Here is a 13,351-nt window from a genome sequence, read left to right on the forward strand (position 1 = left end):
TATGGGAAATAAGTCCCCATATACCTTGAGGTTTTTGTTTTCACAAATAAGACTTATTGAAAGTACGCGTTTCTGAAATAAATTTCTCCGGTTCCAGTAACGATGGTTCCTTTCAGATTTTCGTCTTGCACCCAAGGAATCGTATAAAAATAAACTGGCGCTACCGGCATTTCATCAATGAAAATATCTTCAGCTTTTTTCAGCAGCTCAGCACGTTTTGTTGGATCAGTTTCAGTTTGTGACTGGTTCAAAAGCTTTTTAAATTCCGGATTTTCCCACCCGGTATCGTTATTACCTCCGTCTTTGTCACGGAACATTTCAAGGAAGTTCATAGGATCATTGAAGTCGGCAAGCCAGCCCATACGGGCGATTTGATAATCTTGGCTGTGGAGCTTATCAATATATACATTCCATTCTGAGTTATCAAGCTCTACATCCACGCCTAAATTTTTCTTCCACATTTCTTGCACTGCCTGAGCGATTTTTGCATGTGCATCATCAGTGTTATAAGACAATTTGATTTTCGGAAGGTCAGATGCCTTGCTTAAGCCCATTTCTTTCAGGCCTTTTTCAAGATATTCTTTTGCTGTTTTGACATCGTTGTCTTTGTAGTAGCCTTCTTTGTTATCTTCAAATCCCTTCATTGTCGGCGGCACCGCAGCCATTGCCGGGATTTGTTCACCCTGCGTAATGTTTTTAACAATCGATTGGCGGTCAATCGCATAAGATAATGCTTTACGGATATTGACGTTGTCTAACGGCTTCGCTTCAGTATTGAATTTGTACCAATACACACCCGCCATTGGCTCAACATGTAAAGAACCGTCTTTTTTCAAGCTAGGGAGCGATTCAGTCGGAAGCTGTCCGAGCGGCAAACCGGCCCAATCAAGTTCGCCAGCTTGGAATTTTTTCAGTTCAGTATTGTTGTTGTTGATCATCACCATATTGATTTTCTTCAGTTTGACTTTGTCTTTATCCCAGTATTGATCATTCTTTTCAAGATCGATAGATCCGCTGTGTTTCCATGCCGTCATCTTAAATGGCCCGTTTGACACATAATCGTCTCCGGCATTTGTGTTCCACTTTTTGTTTTTCTCTGCAATTTTTTTGTTAATCGGCATATAAGTATAGAATGCTGTTAATTCAGTGAAGTATGGAGTCGGGTTGTTTAGTTCAACCTTTAATGTCTTATCGTTTTCAGCTTTTACTGCCACATCATCAAGGCTGCCTTTACCGGTATTTGCCGCCTCAGCACCTTTTATGTAGTAGAGCTGGTAAGCGTATTGTGATTCGTTATTAGGGTCAAGCACCCATTTCCATGCATATTCAAAATCTTGCGCTGTGACAGGGTCACCGTTAGACCACTTTGCATCATCACGAATCGTAAACGTATAGGTTTTTCCATCTTTGCTTGTTTCAATTTTAGAAGCTGCCCCTTCTTCAGGCTCACCCTCTGCATTAATACGTGTCAATCCTTCAAAAGTCTGACGGATAACCCCGCCTGATACCGAGTCATTTGCCAAGCCGGGATGTAAGGAGAACGGCTCAGTTTTAATATTAATGTTAAGAGTCGTCTTCCCTTTGCTGTCTTTTTTCCCATCACCGTTTGAACCGCTGCCGCCAAAGCCGCATGCGCTCAGCACGAGAGTGAAAATGAGCATTAACGTGACAATCGACCAACGTTTTTTCATATCCACAAACCCCCTAATAATCATTTTTTCAGCTCCTTACGGCTAAATCCTCAGAAATATCAGACAAATGAACCTGAGTGTTTACATAACTTTTATTCTGTTCCGTCTTTTCTGATTATTTTTGTAAAAAAGCTGTAACAATAGAGTGAACAAGTTCATTATAATGAAACAAATTCTTTATTGCAATATTATTTTATCAATTTAAAATTTTTAAACTTCGTTAGTTTTTCTGCCAATAACGTGATATCCTTCTGCCGTTTAAAGCATAAATTGATTAAAAACTATTTTAGGAGTTTCCAATCCATATTGCTTTATACATATAATATCTAGCTGTTTAACCGCTGAGAGCGGTTATCATTTGGACGATTTATAACTGTTCTTTTATTTATATCATTACAATTTTCATGCAAAAAGAACGTTTTTTCAGGATGACAATTGGCTATAATTGATTTATAATGAAGCAATCAAAAGAAAAGCTTGCTATGAAAAAGAGTAGTACACATTTCACCCGTTTAAAGAGAGTCTGCGGTGCTGGGAGCAGATAACGGGCAATGTGGAATGGACTTTGGAGCAGCTGACCGAACCAAAAAGTAGGCTCAGCCGGAGCAGTCTCCGTTACAAACGTCAGAGTGATTCCATTTTAATGGAATAATCAGGGTGGTACCACGGTTCATTCGTCCCTTTTTTACAGGGGAAGAATGAGCCTTTTTTATTATGTTCTAAGAAATGAGGTTGATTTTCCAATGAAACAGACGATTTTTTCAGGCATCCAGCCAAGCGGTTCCGTTACACTCGGCAACTACATCGGTGCAATGAAGCAGTTTGTCGAACTGCAGCATGATTATCACAGCTATTTTTGCATCGTAGACCAGCATGCGATCACAGTGCCTCAGGATCGGCTTCAGCTGAGAAAAAACATCCGCAGTCTGGCTGCGCTTTATCTAGCTGTCGGTCTCGACCCTGAAAAGGCAACGCTGTTTATTCAATCAGAGGTTCCCGCACATGCACAGGCCGGTTGGATGATGCAGTGCGTCGCTTATATCGGCGAGCTTGAACGAATGACACAATTTAAGGACAAGTCAAATGGCAAAGAAGCAGTTGTCTCGGGCCTGTTAACGTACCCGCCGCTGATGGCTGCTGACATTCTGCTGTACGGAACAGATCTTGTGCCTGTCGGCGAGGATCAAAAGCAGCATCTTGAGCTGACACGAAACCTTGCAGAGCGATTTAACAAAAAATATAACGACATCTTTACAATTCCGGAAGTGAAGATTCCAAAAGTAGGCGCTCGGATCATGTCTCTGACTGACCCGCTGAAGAAAATGAGTAAATCTGATCCGAACCAGAAATCTTTTATTACATTGCTGGACGAACCAAAGCAGCTTGAAAAGAAAATCAAAAGCGCTGTGACAGATTCTGAAGGTATTGTAAAATTTGATAAAGAAAACAAACCGGGCGTTTCCAACCTTCTTACGATTTATTCAATTCTCGGCAATACGACGATTGAAGAGCTTGAAGCGAAATACGAAGGAAAAGGCTATGGCGAGTTCAAAGGTGATTTGGCAGAAGTGGTAGTCGGCGCATTGAAGCCAATTCAAGACCGTTATCATGAACTGATTGAGTCAGAAGAATTAGACCGGATTCTTGATGAAGGCGCTGAGCGGGCGAACCGGACAGCAAACAAAATGCTCAAAAAAATGGAAAATGCCATGGGTCTCGGCCGAAAAAGACGATAACAAAAAGACCGCTCTTGCGATTTGCAAGAGCGGTTTTTTTAATTTACCTTTGATTCATTTTCTATTTCCCAAAGCTTCTCGAAAAAAGGCTGACCTTTGATCAGGTTTTCGCAAAAAGCCAAATGCTTGTCCGACCAGCCTTCAATGGTTTCGTTATACAGCATGTCCCAAATCTCTTCAAAGCTCATCCGTTTGATTTGTTCATACATATGCGGGTTCCACTCTGTGTACCAGTAGCCAATCTCCGCACGGTTTTTCAGCCCTTTTAATTGATCCAGGGCCATAAACATAAGCTGCTTAATTTGCCGCTCTTTTCTCGTTAATCCTCTGACATGCTCTGGTGCCAATGATAAGATATGATATTCTTTTGAGGACTCCAGCTTCTTCGGCTCAAATTCATACGTTTCCGGCTCTACATCTTTCACCATTTCATACACGAGCTGCTCCTGCCGCGGGATAAGGCGGCTTTTTCTGACAGGGATCGTGTAGCCGATTGTATCAACAGCCAAAATGCCGATTCCGTCCGTCACAACAAAACAATACTCCAGCTTTGTGCGTTCATGATTTTTGCGAATGTACGATTTTTGATGAACCTCTTCAAGCAAATCTTTCGGAAGCTCTGACAAATCGTTTTCTATGTAATGAAACAATACTGACGGCACCCTTAAGAGAGGCACCTGATCCAAAAGCTCAACCGTATCTTCCTTGCGCCATTCATGAAAGTGGCATACATTGTAGCCATTTTCTTCCCCTTCAAACCAATTGACCCACACATCATGAAGAAATAACATCTCTAACCCCTCACTTTATAAAAACTGTTGTCCACAGTATAGGCAAGGTGCAGAGAAATTATTCCATAGAGATTGAGGAAATCTGGAATAACTGGGTTTCTGTTATAAACACAAAACAAGCAGACTTCCTCGTATATTTTCTGACAAAGGAAATCTGCTTACTTTAGGAATTCGTTACATTTTCTAACGAACATGATTTTCATTTTTATTTAATATTTTTGGGATCCAGAGCATCCCGCAAGCCGTCACCGACAAAGTTAAAGCACAGCACGGTAATTAAAATAAATAGCCCGGGAAATAATGGGTACCACCATGCTTGAATCATCACTGTGAAATTTTGTGCGTCTTGAAGCATATTTCCCCAGCTTGCGATTGGCGGCTGAATCCCAAAGCCTAGGTAGCTCAGCGCGGACTCAGCGAGAATAACTGAACCTACCTTTAATGTTGCTGACACAATAATCGGCCCTAACGCATTGGGGAGAATATGTGAAAAGATAATTTTGTGCGTCTTCGTTCCGATTGTTTTAGCAGCCAGAACGTATTCCCTTGAACGAAGCGATAGAAACTCTCCTCTTACCAATCGTGCCGTTGTTGTCCAGCCGGTGAGACAGAAAATTAAAATCAGTTTGTCCACGCCAGGCTTGAAAATGGTAACCAGCGTGATCAGCAAGAAAATATCCGGAATAGATAATACAATGTCGACCAGACGCATAATGACAGCATCTACGATTCCTCTGAAATATCCTGCTAACGCCCCTAAAACCGTTCCGATTAGAATCGAACCGACTACAGACGCAAAACCAACCAATAAAGAGACACGCGCTCCATACAAGATCCGGCTGAAAATATCACGCCCGAACTTATCCGTTCCCATCAGATGTTCAAGGCCCGGTGCCTTATATTTATCAAGCAGGCTTTGCTGCTCTTGGGGATAAGGCGCAATCAAAGGAGCGAAAACAGCCGACATAATAATAATAAACAGTAGGACGGCCCCTAGAATGGCCAGTTTGTTTTTCGAGAATTTTTCCCAGAAGATCTTGGTCATCGTATCTGGTTTTTTCGAAATATTTTCTTTCAGCCTGATCTCCGGCGAGGGAGTTGTTTGTAGCTCTGACATCTCTGTTTCCCTCCTTTTAATATTCGATCCGCGGATCAACAATCGCATAAAGGATGTCTGCAATGAGGTTTCCGACAACGACAAGAACCGCCGAGATCACGGTCATTGCCATGATAACCGGATAATCGCGCTGGAATGCTGAATCGACAAACAGCTTTCCTAACCCCGGCCAAGTGAAAATCTGCTCTACGACAACCGCTCCGCCGATAAAGGAGGGAATCATTAAACCGAAGATTGTAATGACGGGTAATAATGCATTCCTCAATCCATGTTTAAATAGCACTCTGTTCTCTTTAAATCCTTTTGCTCTCGCTGTACGAATATAATCTTGATTTAATACATCAAGCATATTGGATCTCGTGTATCTCGTCAGTCCGGCCATGTCAGCTGTAGCTAAAACGAATGCAGGCAGAATTAAATGATGAATCCGGTCAAATATATTGAATTCGGTATTCAGCGTCTCGACGCCCCCGGTTGGAAACCATCCGAGATTTACAGATAACACCATAATCAAAATTAATCCAAACCAAAAGTTTGGAATAGCCAGACCTATAAACGAGGTAAATGTAATGCCATAGTCGAGCTTTGAATACGGCCGCTTTGCCGACAGGACACCGAACGGAATAGAAATCATAAGAGCCAAAATCGTTGAAACTAGCATCAGCAGGAGCGTATTGGGCAGTCTTGCCATAATCAATTCTGAAACAGGCGTTCCTTTTCTGACAATAGACGTTCCGAAATCACCTTGCACCATGTTGCCTAGCCACTTTAAATATTGAACGTACTGAGGATCATTCAGACCGTATTTTTCAATAAACTGCTCTCTGTCAGCCTGGCTGATTTTCGGGTCCATCATTAATGTCATCGGATCTCCGGGCGCGGCTTTCATGATAACAAATGATAAAATCGTAATTCCCAATAAAATCGGGATAGACATTAAGGTTCTTCTGATAATATATGCAGCCATATACTTGTCCCCCTTTACTTTCCTTATTCAAAACAGAAGAGGGAGAAAACGCTCTCCCTCCCCTTTAAGGGAAATTTATTTTGCAAGCCACCATTTTTCAATATTATACAAATCACGTTTCGGATGATATTTGTATCCTTCAAGATTTTCCGGCATTGCCATATGGTTGTTAGGGTAATACAAGAACGTATACGGCTGGTCTTCCGCAATTTTTTGATAGATCTGCTCATATTCTTTTGAATACTGCTTTCTGTCACTGATTGATTTTGCATCTTTCATGAGTTTATCCGCTTCGGCATTTTTATACCAAACGAAGTTTAAACCCTTTTTAATCTGGCTTGAATGGAAAGTGTCATATTGATCCGGGAATGTGGATAAACTCCATCCCATGACCATTGCATCATAATCCCAATTCGGAGGATTCATTTGTTCAACGAGAGCGCTCCATTCAACGATCTGGGTTTTCACTTCAATACCGATTTTTTTCAGCTGTTCCTGAACGACGACAGCGATGTCTTCACGGACTTTGTTTCCTTGGTTCGTTTTAAGGGTAAACGAGAATTTCTTTCCGTCTTTATCCAGAATACCGTCACCGTTCGTATCTTTCCAGCCGGCTTCTGCAAGCATCTGTTTCGCTTTTTTCTCGTTGTACTCAAATTTCGGAACATCTATATCTTTAGGATAGTTCCAAGATAAAGGGCTTTCCGGAATGTAAGCTACCTCGCCGTCTCCATCTAATACTTGGCTGACGATTGACTCGCGGTCAAGAGCGGTTGTCAGCGCTTGACGAACCTTTTTATCCTTGAATAATTCATTTTTTTCATTCCACCCGATGTACACATAACTTAATGCCAAATCAGTAACGATTTTTAGGTTATTGAATTTTTCAGCCGTTTTGTAGTCAGTGGCGGGCACATTAAAGAAATTAATATCGCCTGCCTGCAGCTGAGCAACGGCAGCATTTGCGTCAGGAATGACTTTATACGTCACAGTATCTAAATACGGTCTTCCTTCAAAGTAATCATCATTCGCTTCGAGCTTAATATATTGGCCCTGCTTCCATTCTTTAAACTTAAATGGTCCTGAACCGATTGGTTTCTTTCTGTTAAACTCATTTTCTTCTAAATCGGCAATCGGAACATTACCGAGAATATGTTTCGGCAGAATAGCTGTGCTGTCTAACGCATTGTTGTAGAAATTACCGTCTTTATATTTCAGCTTGAACAAGACTTCGTAATCGCCTTTTTTTTCTACGGATTTCAGCATTTCATATGTTGAACCGCGTTCTCCCTTGTAATCTTTGCTTAAAGGGACACTGTACGTAAATACGACGTCGTCTGCAGTCAGTTCTTTTCCGTCATGAAATTTAACGCCTTTTTTAATTTTCACATCATATGCAAGACCGCCGTCTAATTCTTTAATGCTTTCAGCGAGTGACAATTTCACATTTAGTTTTTCATCCGTTTTCGTTAAAAAGCTGTACAGCATATTTTCAATATCCGTACTTGCTTCATCCGTAGAATACAGAGAGTTAAAAAGTGTGGGTTCTCCGATTGAACCAACAACCAAATCCCCGCCCTGCTGCGGTTTGCCGGTTGATTTTTTCTCGCTGCTGCTTGATTTCGATCCCGAGCAGGCCGATAAAAAGATGGCCATCACCATTAATACACTTAGCATCATCAGTGCGGTTTTACGTCTTTTCATTAGATATTCCCCCTCTTGAAATGTTCGTTCTTCTTAGCTGTTGTTTATGTAGTATGCATACCCCCTCTCAAAGCTGTGCGGGCAACATTAGCTATAAAGGTGACAAGCCACAAAATGGCTGGGAGCAGCTTCTTTGAATTCTGGTATTTGTTCCTTGCAAATCGGCTTTGCAACAGGGCATCTTGTATGGAAAACGCAGCCTTTTGGCGGATTGGCCGGACTTGGCAGTTCTCCCTTCAGGACGATGCGTTCACGTTTGACAGATCCTTTTTTTCTTGTAACCGGGACAGATGATAAAAGGGCTTGGGTGTATGGGTGCAGCGGGTTGTCATATAACTCATGCTTGTCGGTCAGCTCCATCATTTTGCCAAGATACATCACTCCGACTCTGTCGCTGATATGGCGGACGACACTTAGATCATGAGAGATAAATAGATACGTCAGATTAAATTCTTCCTGCAATTCTTCCATTAAGTTGATGACCTGGGCCTGAATCGATACATCAAGTGCAGAAACCGGTTCGTCTGCAATGATAAGCTCCGGATTCAGCGTGAGGGCTCTTGCAATGCCGATCCGCTGACGCTGCCCGCCGGAAAACTCATGGGGATAACGGCTGGCAAACGACGGGTGAAGGCCAACTCTCGCAAGCAGCTCTTCGACTTTCTCATTTCGTTCTCGCATCGTGTACATGTGATGTGTGTTAAAAGGCTCCTTAATAATAGAACGCAGCGTTTTTCTTGGATTCAGCGAAGCAAATGGATCTTGAAAGACCATCTGAATATTTTTGCGGACGTTTTTTCGTAAATTCTCCTCTGACAGATTGGAAATATCCTGTCCCTTAAAGAGAATCTGGCCTTCAGTCGGTTTGTACAGCCTGATCATCGTTCGGCCGGCAGTCGATTTTCCGCAGCCCGACTCTCCAACGATTCCGAGTGTTTCTCCTTTTTTTAAAGAAAACGAAACACCGTCCACCGCTTTCACATCACCAACTTTTCTTTGAAAAAAGCCTGAGCGGATCGGGAAATATTTTTTCACGTCCCGAAGTTCTAAAATTGTTTCCTGATTAGCTGCTGTCATGATTGTTCGGCACCTTCTTCCTCGTATAAAAAGCATCTCACTGATCTTCCGCTTTTGTGTGTCAAAAGCGAAGGCTGATGGGTCCAGCATTTATCCATCGCTTTTGGGCACCTAGGAGCAAAACGGCACCCCGGCGGCAGATTATCCGGTGTCGGCACACTGCCTTTAATCGCATTTAATTTATCAATCTCTCCATCTATGACAGGAATAGACATAAGCAGTCCTTCTGTATAAGGATGAAGGGGCTCTAAAAATAACTCATCGACTGAGGCATTTTCTACGACTTGTCCGCAGTACATGACAATGACTCTGTCGGCTGCTTCCGATACGACACCTAAGTCATGTGTAATCAGCAAAATTGAAGTATCAAACTTCTGGCAGAGATCTTTCATTAGCTCCAGCACTTGGGCTTGTATTGTCACGTCTAACGCCGTGGTCGGTTCATCGGCAATAAGCAGTTTTGGATTACAGCTGAGCGCGATGGCAATCATTACCCTCTGTCTCATGCCGCCAGATAGACGGTGCGGGTATTCCTTCATCATTTGCTCCGCTCTTGAAAACCTAACCATCTTCAAGAGTTCGACGGCTCTTTGATACGCTTCTTTTTTCTTCATGTTTTTATGGTAAATCAGCACTTCGGTAATCTGTTCTCCGATCGTTAACACCGGATTAAGGGAGGTCATTGGTTCTTGAAAAATCATGGATACTTCGTTTCCGCGGATTTTGCAATAGTCATTTTCAGTGAATGAGGTGAGGTCCTTGTCTTCGAGTTTAATCGTACCGTCCATGATTTTTCCGCCTGAGCTCTGGACGAGACCCATAATAGACAATGAAGTAATACTTTTGCCGGAGCCCGATTCGCCTACAAGCGCCACGGTTTCGCCTTTTTTGATGTAGAAATCGACTCCGTCCACCGCAGGGATCGGCTCCTTTTTTCTAAAAAAATAAGTCTTTAAATTATTCACTTCTAAAAGTGTGCTCATGCTAGCTCCCCTTTCCCCCTCTTGTCACCAAACGTTTTCAAGAGAAAGTAATCCCTCTATTCAGAAATAATAAATAATATTGAATTATCGAAAAATTTTATAGTTGTATATTATTACAATCATTTTGCAAAATCAAGAATTTTTTAGGATAATTGTAATATTATTAATGGAATTCCATTATTTTATTCTTTTAAAGCGTTGCTTTCAAAAAGGTTTCAGGAGAGATGGACAACCCTTCTGTTGTACTGGCTCTGTTCTCCGTTAAATATTTTTTTACAATATTGAATCCGACTGCGTATCCAAGCATTTTCGGCTGATATCCTTTGCCGTATAAAAGCTGATCGAACAATCGATGATCCCGTTTGATGTTCAGATGAGGCGCTATCTTTTTTTCGTAAAAAACCTCAAGCTGCAGAGGGGTATACCAGGTGGTCCATTCAGCCGTTTTGCTTTGGCCTAACCTCTCATAAACAGCATATTCTGCCAGCCCCTCCATGATGATTGTATCAAGTAATGTGACGTCTTTTTCCTCTTTTGTGATATGATCTAACCGGCAAACATGATGATATTCATGTGTCATAAGGGCTGAAACCGAGGACAATTCGATATCTGACGAGAGAAAGAGGAACATTTTATCTGGAAAGGCGAGCCCAGATTTTGACCCGAATTCTAAACGGATTCTTCTGTTACCTTCATCAACCGGCAGTGCTACAATCGGCACGTCAGGTCCTCGCCACTTCTTTTTGAGATACTGCTCCTCTTTTTGTATATGCCGGAAAAGTCCTTTTTCTTTCAGAATGGAAGACGTGCTTATTCCCTCTTTTATGTTTTTAAACATTCCGTGATGCTGCAAATGTCCCAAGATGCCTTTCCAGTCTTCTTTCTTCGTTCTTGAAAAGTACGGGACAATGTAATGCGCCAGATCATCTATTGAAGCGGCTTTTTCAAACCATTTGTATGTTTGTTCCACGCTCATGCTATCGCCTCCTCTTTTTTATCCTATGCGCACGAAAAAAAACCGGCTACCCTTTTAGGGCAGCCGGTTTGGCGTCATGATTACTGATACTTTTTGAAGATTAGCGTTGCGTTATGTCCGCCGAATCCCAGTGAGTTGCTGAGAACATAGCTGAGATCCTGTCTGCGTGCTTCATCAGGCACATAATCTAAATCGCATTCTTCGTCAGGCGTTTCAATATTGATTGTTGGCGGGATCATGCCTTCTTTAATGGCAAGGACAGAGAAAATGGCTTCAATACCGCCCGCCGCGCCTAGAAGGTGGCCCGTCATAGATTTTGTAGAGCTTACCGCAAGTTTATAGGCATGCTCGCCAAAAACTGTCTTAATCGCCATTGTTTCATATTTGTCATTGTAATATGTGCTTGTGCCGTGAGCATTGATATAGTCAATCTCTTCAGGCGCAATGCCCGCATCTTTAATGGCTTCTTGCATCGCTCTCGCTCCGCCTTCGCCGTCTTGGGCAGGCGCTGTGATATGATAAGCGTCTCCCGTCGAACCGTAACCGACGATTTCTCCGTAAATTTTGGCGCCGCGTGCAAGTGCATGCTCAAGTTCTTCAAGAACGATAATACCCGCACCTTCACCCATAACGAATCCATCACGGTTTTTATCAAACGGACGGCTCGCTGTTTTCGGATCCGGATTTGTAGAAAGCGCTTTGTTGGCGCTGAAGCCCGCGAATGACATTCTAGTCAGCGGCGCTTCTGTTCCGCCTGTGATCATAGCGTCTGCATCGCCGCGCTGAATCACTTTAAACGCGTCACCGATAGAGTTTGTTCCTGTTGCACATGCAGTTACCGTACAAGAGTTAACTCCCTTTGCTCCTAAAGCGATAGAAATTTGCCCTGTCGCCATATCAGGAATCATCATCGGCACAAAAAACGGGCTTACCCGTCTCGGGCCTTTTGTTAAGAAGATTTCAAACTGAGACTCAAGCGTTTCAAGCCCTCCGATTCCGGAACCAACCCAAACACCGACTCTCGGCGCGATTTCATCAGTAATTTCAAGACCTGCGTCTTCAACTGCCATTTTCGCAGCGACAACCGCATATTGAGTGAAACGGTCCATTTTTCTTGCTTCTTTTTTGTCCATGTAATCTTCAACATTAAAGTCTTTTAATTCAGCGGCTACTTTAGCCGGATATTCTTCAGAATCAACACGAGTGATCGGACCGATCCCGGACACACCGTTGATTGCGTTATTCCAACTTGTATCGACGTCGTTGCCAAGAGGAGACAATGCTCCGAGTCCTGTAACAACTACTCTTTTTTTACTCATCTTGTGTGCACCTCACCTTTTTTTATCGGCCCCAGCGGATTGCAATGGCGCCCCAAGTTAATCCTCCGCCGAATCCTACCATGACGATCACATCGCCATCTTTGATTTTACCGGCTTCCAATTCTTCTACTAGAGAAATAGGAATGGATGCGGCAGAAGTGTTTCCATATTTATGAACAGTTTTAGACATCTTTTCGACAGGAAGCTCTAAACGCTCACGTGCAGCTTCCATGATGCGGATGTTCGCCTGATGCGGAATCAAAAAGTCGACGTCCTCTTTTGAGAGCCCGGCTTTTTCAATGACGTTTACGCATGATTCACCCATTTGGCGGACCGCAAATTTGAAAACTTCACGTCCATTCATGATTGTATGTCCTTTTTCATTCAGATACAAGTGCTGACCGCCTGTGCCGTCTGCTCCTAGTTCAAATGAAAGGATTCCTCTGTCATCACTGACTGGCCCGACTACCGCAGCGCCCGCTCCGTCACCAAACAGAACGGCTGTGTTGCGGTCTTCCCAGTCTGTAATGCTTGAGAGCTTTTCTACACCGACAACAAGGACATGCTTATAAGTTCCGGATTCAATAAATTGTTTACCGGTTACAACCCCGTACATAAAGCCTGCACAAGCCGCGCTGATATCCATGGCACATGCTTTCTTTGCGCCGAGCTGTTCTTGAATCATACAAGAAACTGTAGGAAATGACTGATCAGGTGTGACAGTCGCAACGAGAATCATATCGAGATCCTCAGCGGATACTTCAGCTTGTTCCAGCGCTTTTTTCGCTGCTGCAACAGCCATATGTGATGAATATACGTCATCAGCGGCAATTCTTCTTTCTTCTATTCCTGTTCTTGTACGAATCCACTCGTCAGAAGTTTCAACCATTTTTTCTAAATCATGATTTGTTAAAACCTTCTCAGGGATATAACGTCCAACTCCAAGTATTCCAGCTTTCATAAGGGAAGACTCCTTTGTATAGTTAATTT

Annotated in this window: 11 protein-coding genes and 1 other annotated feature; of the genes, 1 reads left to right on the forward strand and 10 read right to left on the reverse strand. The window is 42.8% G+C overall.

Translation table 11 applies throughout. The features are described from left to right. Positions 1-53: 53 nt before the first annotated feature. Positions 54-1,691, reverse strand: coding sequence for an oligopeptide ABC transporter substrate-binding protein OppA (gene oppA, locus M1D69_RS14970; RefSeq protein WP_316274813.1), 1,638 nt, complete (start codon positions 1,689-1,691; stop codon positions 54-56). A gap of 473 nt (positions 1,692-2,164) precedes the next feature. After that, positions 2,165-2,376: a binding site (T-box leader), on the forward strand. 58 nt (positions 2,377-2,434) lie between these two features. Between oppA and trpS the strand changes: the two genes are divergently transcribed. Next, on the forward strand, positions 2,435-3,427 hold the full coding sequence (trpS, locus tag M1D69_RS14975) for a tryptophan--tRNA ligase (protein WP_044156771.1): 993 nt from the start codon (positions 2,435-2,437) through the stop codon (positions 3,425-3,427). Positions 3,428-3,465: 38 nt separating this feature from the next. Here trpS and M1D69_RS14980 read toward each other — a convergent pair whose 3' ends face one another. The 9 genes from M1D69_RS14980 to fabH all read right to left on the reverse strand — a co-directional run bounded on the left by M1D69_RS14980 (position 3,466) and on the right by fabH (position 13,322). Continuing rightward, positions 3,466-4,218 (reverse strand): YjbA family protein, encoded by a 753-nt coding sequence (locus M1D69_RS14980; protein ID WP_024120912.1) that lies wholly within the window; start codon positions 4,216-4,218, stop codon positions 3,466-3,468. Positions 4,219-4,423: 205 nt separating this feature from the next. Beyond that, positions 4,424-5,335 carry an oligopeptide ABC transporter permease AppC gene (gene appC / locus M1D69_RS14985; protein WP_084991544.1) on the reverse strand — a complete coding sequence of 304 codons (912 nt, stop codon included), beginning with the start codon at positions 5,333-5,335 and terminating at the stop codon, positions 4,424-4,426. A gap of 16 nt (positions 5,336-5,351) precedes the next feature. Beyond that, entirely contained in the window at positions 5,352-6,302 is a 951-nt protein-coding gene (gene appB, locus M1D69_RS14990) for an oligopeptide ABC transporter permease AppB (RefSeq protein WP_394714603.1), read from the reverse strand. Positions 6,303-6,377: 75 nt separating this feature from the next. Further along, positions 6,378-8,006 (reverse strand): peptide-binding protein, encoded by a 1,629-nt coding sequence (locus tag M1D69_RS14995; RefSeq protein WP_458105648.1) that lies wholly within the window; start codon positions 8,004-8,006, stop codon positions 6,378-6,380. Positions 8,007-8,093: 87 nt separating this feature from the next. After that, positions 8,094-9,083, reverse strand: a complete 990-nt coding sequence (gene appF / locus M1D69_RS15000) for an oligopeptide ABC transporter ATP-binding protein AppF (RefSeq protein ID WP_044156397.1) — start codon at positions 9,081-9,083, stop codon at positions 8,094-8,096. After that, the gene (gene appD, locus M1D69_RS15005) at positions 9,080-10,066 is read right to left on the reverse strand and encodes an oligopeptide ABC transporter ATP-binding protein AppD (RefSeq protein WP_458105647.1); all 987 of its coding nucleotides are present in this window, start codon (positions 10,064-10,066) and stop codon (positions 9,080-9,082) included. The genes appF and appD overlap by 4 nt, the downstream gene beginning before the upstream one ends. A gap of 190 nt (positions 10,067-10,256) precedes the next feature. Beyond that, positions 10,257-11,042: a DUF2268 domain-containing protein gene (locus tag M1D69_RS15010; protein WP_458105646.1), complete on the reverse strand. Its 786-nt coding sequence runs from the start codon at positions 11,040-11,042 to the stop codon at positions 10,257-10,259. 80 nt (positions 11,043-11,122) lie between these two features. Beyond that, positions 11,123-12,361 (reverse strand): beta-ketoacyl-ACP synthase II, encoded by a 1,239-nt coding sequence (fabF, locus tag M1D69_RS15015; RefSeq protein ID WP_458105645.1) that lies wholly within the window; start codon positions 12,359-12,361, stop codon positions 11,123-11,125. Between the two features lie 22 nt (positions 12,362-12,383). After that, positions 12,384-13,322 (reverse strand): beta-ketoacyl-ACP synthase III, encoded by a 939-nt coding sequence (gene fabH / locus M1D69_RS15020; RefSeq protein ID WP_010333732.1) that lies wholly within the window; start codon positions 13,320-13,322, stop codon positions 12,384-12,386. Between the last annotated feature and the right edge of the window lie 29 nt (positions 13,323-13,351).

This window comes from Bacillus sp. PK3-037 (assembly GCF_054161355.1).